Below are 21,312 nucleotides of genomic sequence, written 5' to 3'. Positions count from 1 at the left end.
GGCGGACCCGCCCAACCGGCGCGGCCGCTGGCGGAACTGCTGGACGCGGCGGTCGCGGCGAACCCGGACGGCGTGGCCGTGGTGTGCGAGGGCCGGGAACTCACCTATCGGCAGCTGTCGGAGCGGTCGAACCGCCTGGCGCGCTTGCTGATCCGGCGTGGTCTGGGCCCGGAGGAGCTGGTGGCGGTCGGGCTGCGCCGGTCGATCGACTTGCTGGTCGCGGTGTGGGCGATCGCGCGGTCGGGTGCGGCCTTCGTACCGGTGGATCCGGCCTATCCGCCCGACCGGATCGCGTACCTGCTGGACGACTGCGGCGCGCGCCTCGGGCTGACCGTCACCGGTTCCGCATTGCCCGCCACCGTGGAGTGGCTGGTACTGGACGACCCGGCGGTGGAGTCGGACCTGGACGCACTGCCGTCCGGCCCGATCGACCCGGCCGAACGGGTACGACCGCTGTTTCCGTCGCATCCGGCTTACGTGATCTACACCTCCGGCTCCACCGGCCGCCCGAAGGGTGTCGTCGTCGAGCACGGCGGGCTCGCGAACTTCCTCACCGAGCAGCGGGAACGCTATGCGGTGCGGCCGAATTCGCGGGTGCTGCACTGCGCCTCGCCCAGCTTCGACGCCTCGATACTGGAACTGCTGCTGGCGATCGGCGCGTCCGCTACCCTGGTGATCTCGCCCCCGGCCGTGTACGGCGGCGAAGAATTGCGGCGGCTGCTGCTCGACCAGAGGGTCACCCATGCCTTCCTCACCCCGTCCGTGCTGGCGTCCCTCGATCCGGCCGGGCTGGACGATTTCGGCACGGTGATCGTCGGCGGCGAGGCGTGCTCGTCGGCGCTGGTCGAACGGTGGGCGCCGGGCCGCGGGCTGTACAACGCGTACGGTCCCACCGAAACCACGATCGCGACGAATATCAGTGTGCCGCTGGCTCCGTCGGGCCCGATCACCATCGGCGCGCCGATCCGCGGCACGACGTCGCTGGTGCTCGACGATGCCCTGCGCCCGGTGCCCGAGGGCGTCGGGGGCGAGCTGTATCTGGCGGGCGTGTCGCTGGCCCGCGGCTACCACCGGCGGGCGGGGCTGAGCGCTGCCCGCTTCGTGGCGAATCCGTACGGGCCGCCCGGCAGCCGGATGTACCGCACCGGCGATATCGTCCGCTGGACCGCGGGCCGTGCCCTGGAATACCTGGGCCGCGGCGATTCCCAGGTGAAGGTGCGCGGGCTGCGCATCGAACCGGGTGAGATCGACGCCGTCCTGACCGGCTTCCCGGGCGTCGACACGGCGGTCACCGTGGGCCGCACCGCACCGTCGGGTAACGCGCTGCTCGTCTCCTATGTCGTTGCCGCCGAAGGTACTTCGATAGATACGGCCGCGCTGCGCCGGGACGCGGCCGGGTTGCTGCCGGACTACATGGTGCCCGCGGCGATCGTGGTCGTGCCCGAACTGCCCGTGACCGCCGCAGGCAAACTCGACCGCGACGCGCTGCCACAACCGGCCCTCGAGAGCGGATCGACCCGCGACGCCGTGACCGAGGCGGAACGCACGCTGGCCGAGGTGTTCGCCCAGGTGCTCGGCGTCGATCGGGTGGGGGCCGACGACAGCTTCTTCGCCCTCGGCGGCGACAGCATCATGTCCCTGCAACTGGTCGCTCGCGCCAAGGAACGCGGGCTGGCGTTCTCGACCCGGGATGTGTTCGAGCAGAAGACGGTGGCGGGATTGGCCTCGGTCGCACGCGATGCCGCCGCGGGTGACGCCGCCGCCCTGCCCGAATTTCCCGGCGGCGGAGTGGGATTCGCGCCGCTGCTCCCGATTCACCGGTGGCTGGTCGAGCGCGGCGGCGGATTCGACCGGTTCGAGCAGTCGCTGGTGCTCGCGCTGCCCGCCGGGATCGACCGCGCCGGGCTGGTGGCCACCGTCGGTGCCGTGGTGGACCGGCACGACGCGTTGCGCGGCCGTCTGGTGCACACCACCGAGGGGTGGTCGCTCGATATCGCCACGCCGGGCACCGTCGACGTGGACGCGCTGGTGCACCGGGTCGAGGTCACCGACGACACCGAATCCGAAGTCGCCGCAGCGGAATTCGACGCCGCTGTGGGCCGCCTGGACCCGGCCGCGGGCGTCGTCCTGCAACTGGTCTGGCTCGACCTCGGCCCGAGTCGGCCGGGCCGGTTGATCGTGGTCGCGCACCATCTGGTGATCGACGGCGTGTCGTGGCGCATCGTGATCCCGGACCTCATGGCGGCCTGGGCGCGGGTGCGCGACGGGCAGCAGCCGTCCCCGGCGCCGGTCGGCACCTCGTTGCGGCGCTGGGCGCACGCCCTCGCCGAGGAGGCGGTCGCGCCGGGCCGCGTCGCCGAATTGCCCTATTGGACATCGGTTCTCGACGGGCCGGATCCGCTGCTCGGTGACCGGGAGCTCGACCCTGCTATCGATCTGGCTGCCCGCGTCCGCCGCCACGAGGTGGAACTGCCGACCGACCTGACCGAGGCCGTCCTCGGCACCGCGGCCGCCGCGTTCCACGCGGGCGCGGCCGACGCGCTGATCGCCGCCCTCGCCGTCGCGGTGACGGCCTGGCGTGCGCGTCGCGGCACCGCCGAGCCGTCGCTGCTGCTGCGGCTGGAGGGCCACGGCCGCGAGGAGTCCGTGGCGCCCGGCGCCGACCTGTCGCGGACGGTCGGCTGGTTCACCTCGGCCTATCCGGTGCGCCTGTCCCTCGACGGGCTCGACGTGAGCGCCGCGCTGTCGGGCGGCGTTGCCCTGGACGCCGCGGTGCGGGCGGTCAAGGAGCAGTTGCGGACCGTGCCGGACAACGGCATCGGCTACGGGCTGCTGCGATACCTCAACGCCGACACCGCCGCCCGGCTGCCCGCGGGACTGCCCGGCCAGATCAGCTTCAACTACCTCGGCCGGATGTCGGAGGCCGACATCCCGGCCGCGCTGAGCGGTGCCGGCTGGACCCCTGTCGGCGACCTCGCCGCCCTGCCCCGCCGCGCCGACCAGGACATGCCCGCCGCGGCCGTCCTCGACATCAACGCCGTCGTGGTCGACGGCCGCCTCACCGCGAGCCTGGGCTACCCGGACACGCTGCTCGACGCCGGTACGGTCGCCGAGATCGCGGACCTGTGGGTGCGGGCCCTGACGGCGCTGGCCGACCACGTGCGCGCGGGCGGCGGCGGGCACACGCCGTCGGACTTCCCGCTGGTCACCCTGGCGCAGGCCGATATCGACCGTTGGCAGCGGCGCTACCCGCGCCTCACCGACGTCTGGCCGGCGGCACCGCTGCAGACGGGCCTGCTCTTCCATGCGTTCCTCGCCCAGGCCGCGGTGGACATCTACACGGTGCAACTGGTGCTGGCGCTGTCCGGACGCGTGGACGCGGAGCGGATGCGCCGCGCCGCGCAGGCGGTGCTCGACCGGCATCCCAACCTGCGCGTCGCCTTCGCCACCGGACCCGACGGCGCTGTGGTCCAAGTGGTCGCCGACGGCATCGAAGTCCCTTGGCGCACCGTCGATCTCGGCGGCGGCGTCGATATCGAGGCCGAACTGTCGGCGACGCTGGCCGCCGATCGCGCGGCGGGTCTGGACCCGGCCCAGGCCCCGCTGCTGCGATTCACCCTGATCACGCTGGGCGACAACAACTTCCGTCTGGTGCTCGCGTACCACCACGTGCTGCTCGACGGCTGGTCGCTGCCGCTGCTGCTGCGGGAACTGCTGACCACCTACGCCACCGGCGATCCGGCGGCGCTCGGCCCGGTCCCGCCCTACCGCCGCTACCTCGAGTGGCTCGGCGGCCGCGACACCGCGCGGTCGCTCGCCGTGTGGACCGACGCCCTCGCCGGAGCCGAGCCGACCCTGCTCGCGTCACCGGCGTCCGCCGCGGACGCCGCGCCGCGTATCGACGAGGTCGAGGTCGCGCTCACCGCCGGGCTGACGCGGCGGCTGGTCGAACTGGCCGCCGAACTGGGTGTCACGGTCAATACCCTCGTGCAGGCCGCGTGGGGAATCATGTTGTCCCGCTCGACCGGTCGCGACGATGTGCTGTTCGGTGCGACGGTGTCCGGCCGCCCGCCCCAGGTGCCCGGCGTCGAATCGATGATCGGGCTGTTCATCAACACCGTGCCCGTCCGGGTGCGATTCCGGGCGGGGGAGCCGGTGCGCGCCGTGCTCACGCGGCTGCAGGCCGAGCAGGCGCGGCTGCTGGAGCACCATCACGTGGCGCTGAGCGATATCGCCCGCGGCGTCGGGGCGCAGACGCTGTTCGACACGATGACGGTGTTCGAGTCGTATCCGATCGATCGCGCCGGGCTGTCCGAGCAGGCGCGCGCGCTCGACGGACTGTCCATCGACGACGTCACCTCCAACGACGCCCCGCACTATCCGCTGTCGGTGGTGGTGCTCACCGGTGAGCGGCTGCGCGCGCACTTCCAGTACCAGCCCGCGGTGTTCGAGGAGACCTGGGTGCGCGGATTCGCGGACCGGCTGGTGCGGCTGCTCACCGCGATCGCCGACGATCCCGCGACGCCGATCGGCCGCATCGATGTCCTGGACCCCGTGGAGAAGGCGGCGCTGCTGCGCCGGGCACACGGGACCCCGCGTCCGCGGCCCGCCGGGCAGACCCTGGTGTCGATGGTCCACGAACGGCTGGCGGCGGCGCCGGACACCGTCGCGGTGTGCGGTGCGGGCGGCACACTGACCGCGGCCGAACTGTCCGAGCGATCGAATCGATTGGCGCGCAAGCTGATCGAGGCGGGGATCGGCCCCGAGCAACGAGTGGCTGTGGCGCTGCCGCGCTCGCCGGAACTCGTCGTCGCCGTCCTCGCGGTCCTCACCGCGGGCGCGGCGTACGTGCCGGTCGACCCCGGCTACCCGGCCGAGCGGATCGCGCACCTGCTGAGCGACGCGACGCCCGCCTGTGTGCTTCTCGACCCCGCCGCGCCAGTGCTCGTGCCCGGCGATCTGCCCGTGCTCCACGTGGACGGGACGGAAACCGGTGCGGGCGAACCGATCACCGACGCCGAGCGGACTCGTCCGGTGCGCCCGGCCAACCCGGCGTACGTCGTCTACACCTCCGGCTCCACCGGACGCCCGAAGGGCGTGACGGTCAGCCACGCCGCGGTCGTCAATCAGGTGCACTGGGTGACGGAATGGCTCGGTCTCGGCGACACCGACGTGGTGCTACTGAAGACACCGCTGTCGTTCGACGTCTCGGTCTGGGAACTGTTCGGCGCCTTGACCACCGGCGCCCGCGTCGTCGTCGCCGAACCGGACGGCCACCGGGATCCGGCGTACCTGCGGGCGGTGATCGAGGACCACGGAGTGACCCTGGTGTCATTCGTGCCGTCGATGCTGGAGGCCTTCGCCGACAGTCTGCCGCCCGGAGCCTGCGCCTCGCTGCGGGCAGTGCTGGCCGCAGGCGAGGCATTGCCCCCGCACACCCTCACCCGAACCCAGGCACACCTACCCACCGCACAGATCCACAACCTCTACGGGCCAACCGAATTCACGGTCCACGCGACCGCCGCCATAGTCGCCCCACCCGCCGCCATAGTCGCCCCGCCCGGCGCGATGGTTGCCCCGCCCGGCGCGATGGTTGCCCCGCCCGGCGCGATGGTTGCCCCGCCCGGCGCGATGGTTGCCCCGCCCGGCGCGATGGTTGCCCCGCCCGGCGCGATGGTTGCCCCGCCCGGCGCGATGGTTGCCCCGCCCGCCGCGACGGTCGCCCCGCCCGCCGCCACGGTTACCGCGCCCGACGCGACGGTCATCCCGCCTGCCGCTACGGCAACTCCGTCCGCGGCCACTGTCACCTCGGCCGACGCGACGGTTGTGCCGATCGGCATGCCGGTGGTTAACGGGGCGGCGTATGTGCTTGATGGGCACCTGCATCCTGTGCCCGACGGTACCGTGGGGGAGCTGTATCTGGCGGGGGTGCAAGTGGCGCGCGGTTACCACGGGCGTCCGGGGCAGACTGCGGAGCGGTTTGTCGCGCACCCGTTTGCCACCGACGGGCGACGGCTGTATCGCACCGGGGATCTGGTGCGTCGCCTGGGCGGCGGGGCATTGGAGTATGTGAGCCGCACCGACTTCCAGGTCAAGGTGCGGGGTGTCCGGATCGAACTGGGCGAGATCGACACGGCGCTCACCGCGCTCGACGGCGTGGAGTTCGCGGTCACGGTCGGGCACACCGGCGCCTCCGGCGGTACGTCGCTGGTCTCGTACGTGCTGCCCGCGCCCGGCCGCGTGCTCGACCCCGCTGCCTTGCGGGAGGCCGTGGCGGGCGTGCTGCCCCCGGTCATGGTTCCCGCGTCGGTCACGGTGCTCGACGCGCTGCCGCTCACGCCGGTGGGCAAGCTGGACCGCGCCGCGCTGCCGGAACCGGTGTTCGCCACGCGGGAATTCCGTGCGGCCCAGACGGATCGGGAGCAGCGGCTCGCCGAGGTGTTCGCCGCGGTGCTCGGCGTCGACCGGGTCGGCGTGGACGACAACTTCTTCGCGCTCGGCGGCGACAGCATCATGTCCATCCAGCTGTCGGCCCGCGCGGGGGAACGCGGGATAACGATCACGCCCCGGGATGTGTTCGAGCACAAGACCGTTGCCGCGCTCGCACGGGTGGCCGCGACCGCCGCCGACGAGCCCGCGGCGCTGCCCGAGCTGCCGGGCGGCGGTGTGGGCGAGCTGCCGCTGCTGCCGATCCACCATTGGCTGATCGAGCGCGGCGGCGGGTACGACCGCTTCGCACAGTGGCTGGTACTGCGCCTGCCGCTCGGCATCGATCGGGTCGGGGTGGTCGAAACCCTTGCGGCAGTGGTCGATCGGCATGACGCATTGCGTACGCGGCTGCTGGACTCCGGGCCGGGCGAGGCGGTGCGCCCCGCGATGCTCACCGTGGCCGCGCCCGGTGCGATCGATGTGGACAGCCTCCTGCATCATGTCGAATTGCCTGCCGAATCCGGCGAGAACATCGACGAAACCCTCACTCGCGAACTGGATTCTGCGCTCGGACGGCTGGCGCCCCGCCGCGGCGGCATGCTGCGCTTGGTGTGGCTCGATCTCGGCGCGGACCGTGCCGGACGGCTACTGGTCGTCGTGCACCATCTGGCGATGGACGGGGTGTCCTGGCGCATTCTGGTGCCGGATCTGATCACGGCGTGGGCCGCGATCGCCGACGGGCGGCAACCGGCGCTGCCGCCGATCGGCACCTCGCTGCGCCGCTGGGCGCACGCCCTCGCCGACGACGCGACGCGACCCGGGCGAATGCGTGAATTGCCGTACTGGCGTACGGTTCTCGATGGCCCCGACCCGGAGATCGGTGCGCGTCCGCTGGACCCGGCCGTCGATGTGGCCGCCACCCTCGAACAGGTAGAGGTGGACGTGCCGCCGGAGGTCACGGAGGCAGTGCTCACCACCGTGCCGCAGGCGTTCCACGGCGGCGTGAACGACGCGCTGCTGGCGGCGCTGGCCGTCGCGGTCCGGGTGTGGCGTGCCCGGCGCGGCGGCGGCGACTCCGCGGTGCTGGTTCGGCTCGAGGGCCACGGACGGGAGGAGACCGTCGTGCCCGGCGCCGCCCTCTCACGTACGGTGGGCTGGCTGACCAGCGCGTACCCGGTCCGGCTGGAACTCGGGGACCTCGACGTCGAGGCCGCGCTCGCCGGGCGGGACGCGATCGGGCAGGCCGTCAAGGCGGTGAAGGAACATCTGCGCGCGGTGCCGGACAACGGCCTCGGATACGGCGTGCTGCGCTATCTCAACGACGAGACCGGCCCCGTCCTGGCCGCCCACGACCGCGCGGGCGGGATCGGGTTCAACTACCTCGGCCGCACGAACACCGGTGAGCTGCCGCAGGATTCGGCCTGGCTGCCGATCGGCGCACCCGGCGCACTGCGCGCCGCGCCTAATGCCGATATGGCCGTGGACCGCGCTGTCGACATCAATGTCATGGCCGTCGATGTCGACGGCGCGACACACCTACGCGGCACCCTCGCCTACCCGGCGGGCGTGCTGTCCGCACCGGAGGTCACCGAGCTGGCTCGGCTGTGGGTACAGGCGTTGTCCGCCTTGGCCGCTCACGCGGCCGAGCCGTCGGCGGGCGGTCACACGCCGTCCGATTTCGCCGTCGCGGTGGCCCAATCCGACCTCGACGCCTGGGCGGCCGACTATCCCGGCCTGGACGTGTGGGCGCTGACGCCCTTGCAGACCGGTCTGCTGTTCCATGCCCTGCTGGCCGGGTCGGCGATGGACGCCTACACGGCGCAGGCCCGCGTCGAACTGACCGGCGACGTAGACCCGCAACGGCTGCGCGCGGCGACCGCCGCACTACTGGACCGGCACGCGAACCTGCGGGCGGCGTTCGTCACCGGCTCGGCGGGCACCCCGGTGCAGGTGATCCCGGACGCGGTGGAACTGCCGTGGACCGAGATCGACGCCACCGGGCCCGGCGGCGACGAACGCGCGGTGGCCGCACGCGCCCACGATCGGCGGCAGCCGTTCGACATGGCCGCGCCGCCCCTGTTGCGGGCCACCCTGATCCGGCTCGACGGGCAGCGCTGGCAGTTGCTGCTGACCAACCACCACATCCTGCTCGACGGCTGGTCGATGCCGCTGCTCGTGCGCGACCTGCTGGTGCTGTACGCCACCGGCGGTGACACCGCGGCGCTGCCGCCGGTGCGGCCGTACCGCGCCTTCGTCGACTGGGTCGGCCGTCAGGATCGCGCGGCCGCCACCGAGGCCTGGCGCGCGGCGCTGGCCGGTGTCGAGGAGCCGACGATACTGGTGCCCGCGGCCGTCGACGCCCGGCCTGTCGCGGTGCCCCGCAAATACCGTCGGGCAGTGGACGAATCGCGCACGGCTCGCCTGAGCGAACTCGCCGCGCGGCACGGTGTCACCGTCAACACCGTCCTGCAGGCGGCCTGGGCGATCGTGCTGTCGCGCCTGACCGACCGCGCGGAAGTCGTGTTCGGCGCCACGGTGTCCGGTCGCCCGCCCGCACTGCCCGGCGTGGAATCCATGGTCGGACTGTTCATCAACACCGTCCCGGTCCGGGTGCGGGTGGACGAACAGGAGAGCGTCGCGGCGCTGCTGCGGCGCGTCCAGGCCGAACAGGCCGCGCTGCTCGAGCATCAGCATCTGGGGCTGGCCGACATCCACAGCGCGGCCGGCGTCGGTGAGCTGTTCGACACGTTGCTGGTCTTCGAGTCCTATCCCGTCGACACCGCCGCGCTGGCCGGGCTCGCCGACGGCCTGGACGGCGCGAAGGCCACCGCGACCGACGCCGACGATTCCACGCATTACCCGCTGAGCATTGTCGCGCAACAGGATTCGCGCCTGCACCTGGTTGCCGGGTATCAGCCCGAACTGCTCGACGAGGGCGCGGTGGCGGCGATCGTGTCGCGCCTGGAACGGGTGCTGGACGCCGTCCTGGCCGACGCGGCGCGGGCGGTTCGCGATATTGATGTGCTCGATCCCGCCGAACGCGGCGCGGTGCTGCACGGCTGGCACGAACCCGCGCACCCGGTCGACGCCGGTGCCACCTTGACGTCGCTGTTCGAGACGCAGGCCGCCGCGAGGCCGGACGCGGTCGCCGTGCGGTGCGGTGACACCACGCTCACCTACGGCGATCTCGCCGCGCGGGTCAACGGGCTGGCGCGCACCCTGGTGCGGGCGGGTGTGGGACCCGAGGCGCTGGTGGCCGTGCTGCTGCCGCGATCGGAGGATCTGGTGATCGCGATCCTGGCGGTGCTCGCCGCCGGTGGCGCGTACGCGCCGGTGGACCCGGCGTATCCGGCCGAGCGCATCGCCTACACGCTGGCCGACGCCGCGCCCGTCTGCGTCCTCACCACCTCCGACATCGCGCCCGAGGTGACGTCGGACTTCCGCCGCCTCGACCTCGACACGCTCGAAATACCTTCGGCCGCAGCGCTTCTCACGGACGACGAGCGGCGGGCTCCGCTGCGCGCGACGCATCCCGCGTACGTCATCTACACCTCCGGCTCGACCGGGCGTCCCAAGGGGGTGGTCGTCACCCACCGCAATGTCGTGGAACTGCTGGGTAATGCGCAGCCGCACTTCGGGTTCGACCACACCGACGTCTGGACGCTGTTCCACAGCGCCGCGTTCGACTTCTCGGTGTGGGAGCTGTGGGGGCCGCTGGCTTACGGCGGCACTCTCGTGGTGGTCGACTATTACACGTCCCGCACCCCGGACCGGTTCCGTGAACTCGTGCGGCGCGAACGGGTCACCGTGCTCAATCAGACGCCGTCGGCGTTCTATCAGTTCATCGAGGCCGATCGGGCGGCGGCCGAGTCCGGCGCCGGGGACCTGGCGCTGCGGCACGTCGTCTTCGGCGGCGAGGCACTGCAATTCACGCAGCTGGCGCGCTGGTACGACCACCACGGCGACACCGCGCCGCGGCTGGTGAACATGTACGGCATCACCGAGACCACGGTGCACGTGTCCTTCCAGGCGCTCGACGCCGCGCTGGTCCGCGGCCACGCCACCGGTGTGATCGGCCGCGGCCTGCCGGGTCTGGCGGTGCGGGTGCTGGACCGGCGCCTGCGTCCGGCGCCCATCGGCGCCGCCGGGGATCTGTATGTGGCCGGCGCGCAGCTGGCCCGCGGTTATCTGGGCCGTCCCGGACTGACCGCGCAGCGGTTCGTCGCCGACCCGTACGGCGCGCCGGGCGACCGGCTGTACCGCACCGGCGATGTGGCCCGCTGGACTCCCGCCGGTCAGCTGGAATACCTGGGGCGCAGTGACTTCCAGGTCAAGGTGCGCGGTTTCCGCATCGAACTGGGTGAGATCGAGGCGGCGTTGCTCGCCGTGCCGGGCGTCGCCCGGGCGGCGGTGGCGGTCCGCGGCAATACGCTCGGAGACCAGCTGGTGGGCTACGCCGTCGCGGCCGAGGACGCCGCCCTGGACGGTGCGACCCTCCGCGCGGCGCTCGCCGAGCGGCTGCCCGCCCACCTGGTGCCCGCGACGATCATGGTGCTCGCCGCACTGCCGCTGACACCGTCGGGCAAGCTGGACCGGAAAGCCTTGCCGGAGCCGGTATTCGACGCCGGTGACATCACCAGGAGTTCGCGCACCCCCGCCGAGCACACCCTGGCCGAGGTGTTCGCCGAGGTGCTCGGGCGCGACCGGGTCGGGGTAGACGACGGCTTCTTCGCTCTCGGCGGCGACAGCATCATGTCCATCCAGCTGGTGGCGCGGGCCAAGGCGCGCGGCCTGGTCTTCTCCCCGCGAGATGTGTTCGAGCACAAGACCGTAGCCGCGCTCGCGGCCGTCGCCACCGACGGCGCGACGGCCCCCGACCGGCTGGCCGAACTGCCCGGCGGTGGAGTCGGCGAACTGCCACTCCTGCCCATCCACCGCTGGATGGTCGGGCGCGGCGGCGAATTCCGCCGCTTCCACCAATCCCTGGCCCTCGACCTCCCGGCGGGCATCGACCGCACCGCACTAGCGACCACCCTCGCAGCGGTAATCAACCAGCACGACATGCTACGCGCCCGCCTTCTCCCCGCCACCGAAGACCGTCCCGCCGCCACGACCGCCTCGCAGTCGGTCGATACCGCCGCGGGGACAGCGGGTGTCGTGAAAGCCCGGCCCGCTGATGTGGCGGTACGGGACTCGGTCGATTCCACCGCGGAATCCGTCGATGCTGCCGCGGCGGTAGCGGGTGTCACGGAAGATCGGCACGCCTATGTGGTGGCGGAGTCGGGCGATGCGGAGACGCTGACAGTGCGTGGCGTCGAGGATCCGCAAGGCGAGGTGGTCGCACGAGAGTCGGCTGACGCTGCGGCGGAGCTTGTTACGGGAGACTGGCGGCTCGAGGTGGTGGCACCGGGAGCCGTCGATGTGGAGGCGCTGATCGAACGGGTCGCGGTGGATGATTTCGGTGATGCGGCGGTGATGGCCGCGGCGGACGCGGCGGTGGGTTGGCTGGATCCAGGTGCGGGCCGGGTGGTTCGGTTCGTGTGGGTCGATCGTGGTGTGGCGCGGGCGGGGCGGTTGCTGGTGGTGGCGCACCATCTCGTTGTGGACGGCGTGTCGTGGCGAATTCTGGTGCCCGACTTGATGTCCGCGTGGGCACGGGTGTCGGCGGGGCAGCCGCCCGTGCTCCCCGCGGTGGGTACCTCGATGCGGCGCTGGGCGCATGCGCTGCGGGACGAGGCGCATCGGCCCGGCCGGACGGCCGAAGCGGCGTGGTGGGAGCGGGTGCTGGACGGCCCGGATCCTCTGCTGGGTGCGCGGCCCCTCGACCCGGCCGTCGACGTGGCGGCAACGGTCGAGCAGGTCCGGGTGACCGTGCCCGCCGAGGTAACCGACGCCCTGCTCACCGAGATTCCGGGCGCCTTCCACGGCGGCGTCAACGACGGCCTGCTGGCGGCGCTGGCGCTGGCGGTCACCGTCTGGCGCACCCGCCGCGGCGTGACCGAAACCGACACCCTGGTGCAACTGGAAGGCCACGGCCGCGAGGAGTCGATCGCCGACGGCGCCGACCTGTCCCGCACCGTCGGCTGGTTCACCAGCGCCTACCCGGTTCGGTTGCGGCTCAACGGAATCGACGCCGACGCGGCGGTGGCCGGTGGCGCGGAACTCACCGCGGCGATCAAGGCGGTCAAGGAGCAACTGCTGGCCGTGCCGGACAAGGGCATCGGCTTCGGACTGCTGCGCTACCTCAACGAAGCGACCGCACCGGCGCTGGCCGATCTCGACCGCGCCCAGATCAGCTTCAACTACCTCGGCCGCACCGGCGGCGAGATCGCGCCGGGCACCGCGGACGGCTGGCTGCCGTCCGCCGAGACCGACCTCTCCGCGGTCGCCGTCGACGCCGACACGCCGGCCAACCGGGTGCTCGACATCAACGCGCTCGTCGCCGACGGCCCGGACGGCGCCGTCCTGCGGGGCAGCTTCGCCTTCCCCGCCGGTCTCCTGTCCCGCGACGACGTGGCCGAACTCGCCGACCTGTGGACGACGGCGCTGTCGGCGTTGGCCGCGCACGTACGGGCGGGCGCGGGCGGCCACACCCCGTCGGACTTCGCGCTGGTGCGGGCCGAACAGCGCGACGTGGACCGGTGGGAGCGCCGCTATCCGGCGATCGCCGACGCCTGGCCGCTCGCGCCGCTGCAGCAGGGACTGCTGTATCACGCTCTGCTGGCCCAGGATTCGGTCGACGTGTACGCGGTGCAGCTGGTGCTGACCCTGTCCGGCCGGGTCGACGCCGACCGGCTGCGGCGGTGCGCCCAGGCGGTCCTCGACCGCTACCCGAACCTGCGGGTGGCGTTCGTCTCCACCGCGGGCGGCGACGCTGTACAGGTCGTGGTCGACGACGTCACGGTGCCGTGGCGGGAGGTCGATCTGCGCGGCGCGGCCCGCGACGAGGCCCTGACCGACTGGCTCGCACAGGATCAGGCCGAGACCTTCGATCTCGCCGCGCCACCGCTGCTGCGGTTCACCCTCGTCACCGTCGCCGACGGCGAATTCGCGCTCGTGGTGTCGTATCACCATGTGCTGCTGGACGGTTGGTCGATGCCGCTGGTGCTGCGCGACCTGCTGATCGCCTATGCCGGCGGCGGTGACGCGGCGCTGCTCGGCCCCGTCGCCTCCTACCGCACCTACCTGGCGTGGCTGGGACGCCAGGACCCTGACACGTCCCGGCGGGCCTGGGCCGCGGCGCTGGACGGCGCCGAGCCGACCCTGCTGGCGCCTCGCGAGAACCACCGCGAACTGGCGGCCCGCGTCGCCGAGCTCGAGGTCGATCTCACCGCCGAAGCCACCGCCGGGCTCTCGGAACTCGCGGCGCGGCTGGGCATTACGGTCAACACCGTGATCCAGGTGGCGTGGGCGCTGCTGCTGTCGCGGCTCACGGGCCGCCATGACGTGGTGTTCGGCGCGACGGTGTCGGGCCGGCCACCGCAGGTGCGCGATATCGAGACGATGGTCGGGTTGTTCATCAACACCGTCCCGGTCCGGGTCCGCCTGGAGCCGGGGGAGACCGCCGCCGACCTCCTCGACCGCGTGCAGGCCGAACAGGCGGCGCTGCTCGAACATCATCAGCTGGGGCTCACCGACATCGCGCGGGCTGCGGGAACGGCGACCCTGTTCGACACCCTCACCGTGTTCGAGTCCTACCCCGTCGACCAGGACGGCCTGGCCGCGCACGCGGCGGCGATCGACGGACTACGCCTGGACGGCGTGCGGTCCAACGACTCGCCGCACTACCCGCTGTCGCTGATCGTGCACACCGGAGCGCGGCTGCGGGCCCGATTCCAGTACCTCCCAGCGGCTTTCACCGCGGACCGGGTGGAAGAACTGGCCCGGCGACTGCTGCTGGTGCTGGAAGAACTGGTCGCCGATCCAGGCGTCCGGACCGGCGACATCACCGCGATCGACGCCGACGAGCGGGCCGTCGTGCTGGAACGGTTCAACGACACCGCGGCGCCGGTGGATCCCGACGCCACCCTGGTGTCGCTGTTCGAGGCCCAGGCGTCGCGCACACCGGCGGCCGTCGCGCTCACCGACGGTAGCGAGACACTGACCTACGCCGAACTGGCACGGCGGGTGAATCGCCTGGCGCGCATGCTGATCCGGCGCGGCGCCGGACCGGAAACCCTCGTCGCCGTCGCCGTACCGCGCTCGGTGGACCTCGTGGTATCGGTGCTCGCGGTGCTGACCTCGGGGGCCGGGTACGTCCCGATCGACCCGGACCATCCCGCCGAGCGCATTGCCCGCGTCCTGTCGGCGGCCGTCCCCGTGTGTGTGCTCGGCCGCCGCGATCTGCCCGTCCCGGCCGATCGCGCCGTGTTCGATCCGGCCGACGCCACCGGGTCCGGCGCCGAGGTGACCGACGCCGACCGGAGCGCCCCGCTGCGCCCGGGCAATACCGCCGACGTCGTCTATACCTCCGGCTCGACCGGAGAACCCAAGGGCGTCACCGTCACCCACGCGTCGATGGTCAACCAGGTGCTGTGGCTCGCCGATCGGTTCGGGCTGTCGGCCGCCGACACCGTGCTGCTGAAGACGCCGCTGACCTTCGACGTGTCGGTGTGGGAACTGGTGTGCCCGTTGATCAGTGGCGCCCGCCTGGTCGTGGCCGCGCCGGACGGCCATCGCGACCCCGGCTACCTGATCCGGACGATCGACGCGCACGCGGTGACGATGGTGTCGTTCGTCCCCTCGATGCTGACGGTGTTCACCGAGCACCTCGACGCGGGCCGGTGCGGGTCGCTGCGGGCGATCCTGGCCGCCGGGGAGCAGTTGCCGCCGCGCACCCTCGATCGGGTGCGGGCCGCACTGCCGAACGCGCAGGTGCACAACCTGTACGGGCCGACCGAGTACACCGTGCACGCCACCGCGTCGGCGCTGACCGGCGGGACAGGGCACGTCGTGCCGATCGGGTCGCCGGTGTGGAACACCGCGGCCTATGTGCTGGACGCGCGCCTGCGCCCGGTGCCGATCGGTGTCGACGGAGAGCTGTATCTGGCTGGGGCGCAGACCGCCCGCGGCTATCACGGGCGTCCCGATCTCACCGCGCAGCGCTTCGTCGCCGACCCGTTCACCCCGGGCCGCCGCATGTATCGCACCGGCGACATCGTCCGTTGGCACGCGCACGGCGAGCTGGAATACCTGGGGCGCAGCGACTTCCAGGTCAAGGTCCGCGGGTTCCGCGTCGAGACCGGCGAGATCGATGCCGCGCTGACCGCCCACGAAGAGGTCGAATTCGCCGTCACCACAAAGCATGTCACCCCCGGTGGCGACGAATCCGTGGTGTCCTACGTGCTGCCCGCGGCGGGCCGCACGATCGACGCGGGCGCGCTGCGGCGCGCGGTGGCCGAGCAACTGCCCGCGTTCATGGTGCCCGCCGCGGTGACCGTCCTCGACGAGGTACCGGTCACTCCGGTCGGCAAACTCGACCGCGCCGCGCTGCCCGCGCCGGTCTTCGACACCGGGCACCGGCGCGCTCCGGAAACCCCGCTGGAACAGGCGCTGGCGCGGATCTTTGCCGACATCCTGGACGTGCCGGAGGTCGGCGCGGACACCAGCTTCTTCGACCTGGGCGGGCACTCGCTGCTGGCGACCAAGCTGCTCAGCCGGATCCGCACCGAACTGGGTGTGGAGGTCGAGATCCGGCAGGTCTTCGCCCACCCGACCGTGGCCGGGCTGGCGCCGATCGTGGCGCGCGCCGACGCGGTGCGGGTGCCGCTGACCGCCCAGCCGCGGCCGGAGCGAATCCCGTTGTCCTACGCGCAGTCCCGGTTGTGGTTCATCCACCGTTTCGAGGGACCGTCCGCGACCTACAACATGCCGGTCGCGGTCCGCATCACCGGCGCGCTCGACACCGCCGCGATCGCGGCCGCCTGCGCCGACGTGGTGGGGCGGCACGAGAGCCTGCGGACGATCTTCGGCACCGACAACGGTGTGGCGTATCAGCGGATCCTGCCAATGGACGGACTCGCGCTGGAGGTGCCGGTGGTGGACGTCGCCCCGGCCGAGGTGGCAGGCGCGGTGGCCGCGGCCGCCGGATACCGGTTCGACCTCGCCCGCGAGATTCCCGTGCGGGCCGGACTGTTCCGCTGCGCGCCGGACGAGCACGTCCTGGTGCTGGTGGTCCATCACATCGCCGGTGACGGCTGGTCGTCGGCGCCGCTGGTGCGCGACATCACGACCGCCTACGCCGCGCGGAGTGCGGGCCTGGCCCCGCGGTGGACGCCGCTGCCCGTGCAGTACGCCGACTACACCCTGTGGCAGCATCGGGCACTCGGCGCGGAGACCGACCCCGACAGCCTGCTGTCCACCCAGTTCGCCTACTGGCGGCACCGGCTGGCTGGACTGCCGGAATGCGTTGCGCTGCCGACGGATCGGCCGCGGCCCGCGGTCGCGAGCCACCGCGGCGACCGGGTGCCCGTGACGATCGGGCCCGACACCTACGCGGCGGTGGCCGCCCTCGCGCGCCGCCGGCACGCGACGGTGTCGATGGTGTTGCAGGCCACGCTCGCGGTGCTGCTGCGCGGCCTCGGCGCCGGGGACGACGTCGCGATCGGCAACCCGATCGCCGGCCGCACCGACGAGGCGCTCACCGACCTGGTCGGCTTCTTCGTCAACACCTGGGTGCTGCGCGTGGACCTCTCGGCCGCACCGGCATTCGACGAGGTGCTGGACCGGACTCGCGACCACGCGCTGGCCGCCTACGAGAACCAGGACGCGCCGTTCGAGCGCCTCGTGGAACTGCTGAACCCGAACCGCTCCACCGCCTACCACCCGATCTTCCAGGTGTGCTTCGCCTGGCAGAACAACACCGTTCCCGAGGTCGAGTTCCCGGATCTGCGGCTGACCCCGCTGCCCGCGCCGACCGGGACCGCCAAGTTCGACCTGTTCTTCGAACTCGGCGAGCAATCCGGCGACGACGCCCCCGCGATCGCCGGGGCCATCGAGTACGCGACCGATCTGTACGACCGCGCCACCGTCGAGACGATCGCGCGGCGGTTCGCGCGGCTGCTCGACCTGGTCACCGCCGACCCCGCGCGGCCGATCGACCGCTACGAGCTGCTGGAGCCCGGCGAACGGGATCGGGTGCTGCACGCGTGGAACGACACCACGCTGCCGCTGCCGGAAGCCTCGGTGCCGCACCAGTTCTCGCGGCAGGCCGCGGCGACGCCGGACGCGGTCGCGGTGACCGCCGCCGACGCCCGGCTCACCTACCGGCAGCTCGACGCGCGCGCCAACCGGCTGGCCCGGGTCCTGTCGCGCGCCGGTGTGGGACCGGAGTCGCGGGTCGTGGTGGCGCTGCCGCGCTCGGCGCGGCTGATCGTCGCCGAACTGGCGGTGCTGAAGGCCGGTGGGGCGTACGTGCCCATCGACCCGAGCTATCCGAGCGAGCGCACCGGATATCTACTCGCCGACGCCGGGCCGCGGGTGATCGTGACCGACACCGCGACCGCGGACGTGGTGGGCGACAGCGACATCGACCGCATCCTGCTCGACACCGTGGATCTCGACAGCGGCCCGGACGCCGATCCGGGCGGCACGATCCACCCCGACGGGCTGGCGTACCTGATGTACACGTCCGGGTCGACGGGCCGCCCGAAGGGCGTCATGACCACCCATCGCGACATCACCGCGCTCGCCGCGGACCGGCGCTGGCGCGGCGGCGCGCACCGGCGGGTGCTGCTGCACTCGGCGACCGCGTTCGACGCCACCACCTACGAAACCTGGGTGCCGTTGCTGTCCGGCGGCGAGATCGTGGTGGCGCCACCGGGACAGCTCGACCCCGGCACCCTCGCCGAGACCCTCACCACGACCGGTGTGACCGCGCTGTTCCTGACCACCGCGCTGTTCAACCTGCTGGCCGACACGGCGCCCGAGGCGCTCGCCGGCACCCGCGAGGTGTGGACCGGCGGCGAGGAGGTGCGCGCCGGCGCGTTCACCGCGGTCCGCGCGGCCTGCCCGGACACCACCCTCGTGCACGTCTACGGACCCACGGAGACAACGACGTTCGCGACCGGCCACCCGTATCGCGAGGGCGACAACCCGGTCCCGATCGGCACGCCGCTGGACAATGTGCGGCTGCGGGTCCTCGACGCGCGGCTGCGGCCCGTGCCGATCGGCGTGGTGGGTGAGCTGTACATCGCGGGAGAACACCTGGCGCGCGGCTACTTCCGGCACCCGGCGCGCACCGCGGAACGCTTCACCGCCGACCCGTACGGCGAGCCGGGGGAGCGCATGTACCGATCGGGCGATCTGGTGCGCTGGAACCGTTCCGGCGCACTGGAATACGTCGGGCGCGCCGACCAGCAGGTCAAGGTCCGCGGCTTCCGGATCGAGCCGGGCGAGGTGGAGGCCGCGCTCACCGCGCACCCGAGCGTCGCGCACGCCGCGGTCCTGGCCCGCGAAACCGACGGCGGGGCAAAGCAACTCGTCGGTTACGTCGTCGTCGACCCCGAGGTGTCGATGCGGCGCGACCACGCCCGCGAGGACGAACTGGTCGGCCAGTGGCGGCAGATCTACGACGACCTGACCTCCGGCGAACAGCTCTACACCCGCGAACAGGTCACCGCCGAACTCGGCGCCGACTTCTCCGGCTGGAATTCCAGCTACACCGGCGAGCCGATCGACCTCGACGACATGCGCGCGTGGCAGGCCGCCACCGTGGCGCGGCTGCGCGCCCTGCGCCCGGCACGGGTGCTCGAGATAGGCGCCGGGTCCGGTCTGCTGCTCTCGCAGCTGGCGCCGGAGTGCGAAGAGTATTGGGCCACCGACTTCTCCGCGACCTCCATCGACGTGCTCGCCGCGCGGCTGCGGGCCGACGGCCGGGACTGGGTGCGCCGGGTGCAGTTGCGCGTGCAGCCCGCCGACGTGGTGGACGGGCTGCCGGAGCACACCTTCGACACGATCGTGCTGAATTCGGTGGTGCAGTACTTCCCGAACGCCGGCTACCTGCTCGACGTCATCGAGAAGGCCGTCGGGCTGCTGGCGCCGGGCGGGGCGCTGTTCGTCGGCGACGTGCGCAACCACACGCTGCTCGACGCCTTCGCCACCGGTGTGGAACTGGCGAAGGTTCCCGGCACGTCGAGCGTCGCCGTCGTGCGCGACCGGATCCGCCGCGAGATCGCCGCCGACCAGGAACTGCTGCTGGCGCCGGAATTCTTCGCCGGTGTCGCGGCCCGCGTCGGGGCCATCGGCGGCGTCGACATCCAACTCAAGCGGGGCCGGTTCGACAACGAACTGAGCCGGTATCGCTACGAGGTCGTCCTGTACAAGGCGCCCGCCGCGCCGCGCTCGCTGGCCGACGTGCCGACCGTGCCGTGGAGTGACCTGCTCACCGTGCGGGAATCGCTGCTCACGCCCGGCCGCGACGGGCTGCGCGTGGCCGAGGTGCCGCACGCGGGCATGGCCGCGGATATCGCCGCGGCGCAAGCGCTCCGGGCGGCCGACGACCGGAAGCCCCTGGACGCGGTGCTGGACGCGCTGCCCCGCGCGGGCGGCGTCTGGCCGGAGGATCTGCACCTGCTCGGCGAGCGACTGGGCTACCGCGCCGCGGTGACGCTGTCGCCGACGCCCGGCCTGATGGATGTCGTATTCACCGCCGCGGAGCCGGGCGCGCTCACCGGCGTGTACCGGCCCGCCGGACCGGTGGGCGCGCTGTCCGGCTACGCCAACGACCCCGGCGCCAGCGGGCGGGCCGCGGAGGTGCGTTCCTTTGCGGCACAGCATCTTCCGGAGTACATGGTCCCGGCCGCGATCGTGGTCCTGGATCGGCTGCCGCTGACCGCGAACGGCAAACTGGACCGCCGGGCGCTACCGGCCCCGGAGTTCGTCGGCGGCACCTACCGCGCACCGCGCACGAAGACCGAGCAGGCGCTCGCCGACCTGTACGCCGAGGTCCTGGGCACCGGATCGGTCGGGATCGACGACAACTTCTTCGACCTGGGTGGGCACTCGCTGCTGGCGACGCGGCTGGTGAGCAGGATCCGCGCCGACCTGGGCGCGGAGGTGCCGATCCGCACCCTCTTCGAGTCACCGACCATCGCCGAACTCGCGCCGCGGCTGTCGGAGGAGGTCTCCGACGGGGACCCGTTCGCGCCGATGCTGCTGCTGCGCAACGGTTCCGGGGCCCCGCTGTGGTGCGTCCATCCCGGCGGCGGACTCGGCTGGCCGTATCAGGCGCTGGCGGCGTACGTCGGCGACCGCCCGGTGTACGCGCTGCAGGCGCGCGGTCTCGACGGCGTGACACCGGTGGCGGAGTCCATGAGCGAACTCGTCACCGATTACGCCGACCGGATCGTGCGGGCGCAGCCGGACGGCCCCTATCAGTTGGCGGGGTGGTCGTTCGGCGGTACCGCGGCCCACGCGATCGCCGCCGAATTGCGCGGGCGCGGACACGAAGTCGCGCTGCTCGCCCTCATCGACAGCCTCCCCGCCACCGCGGACGGCACCGGCGGTCCGGCCGAGCCCGCGGAGGAGGAGTTGAGTGCCGCGATGCGCGCCTGGGCGAGCGCCCGCTACGGCGACATGGTGGATTCGGACGAGTATCGGCGGATCGCCACGGCGGTCCTCACGGTCATGCGCAACAACCGGAAGATGTTGCGGGAGTACCGCTCACCGGACTTCCACGGTGATGTGCTCGTGTTCCGCGCCGGTCTCACCCCCGACGGGGCGCCGGTCACCGAGTCGCTGGCGGAACGCTGGTCCGAGGTCGTGCACGGCGAGATCATCGAGCACGTCGTGGACAGCGCCCACGATGATCTCGACCTGCCCGCCCCGAGCGCGGCCGTCGGCGCGGTCCTGGCGGAGCGCCTGGCGGCCCGAGAGGACGGGTGA

Annotated in this window: 1 protein-coding gene (running past one end of the window); it reads left to right on the top strand. The window is 72.6% G+C overall.

Translation table 11 applies throughout. The annotated features are described in order from the left end of the window. Positions 1-21,312 carry the 3' portion of a non-ribosomal peptide synthase/polyketide synthase gene (locus ACFMRZ_RS06740; protein ID WP_400178350.1) on the top strand. 5,934 nt of this gene lie to the left of the window's left edge, so only the last 21,312 of its 27,246 coding nucleotides appear in the window; the start codon falls outside the window, past its left edge; its stop codon occupies positions 21,310-21,312.

Origin of the sequence: Nocardia sp. N2S4-5, from assembly GCF_044628355.1 — a bacterium.
Lineage (GTDB): Bacteria > Actinomycetota > Actinomycetes > Mycobacteriales > Mycobacteriaceae > Nocardia > Nocardia wallacei_B.
Note: the sequence above shows the minus strand (reverse complement) of the source record. Positions and strands in the feature narration are given on the sequence as shown.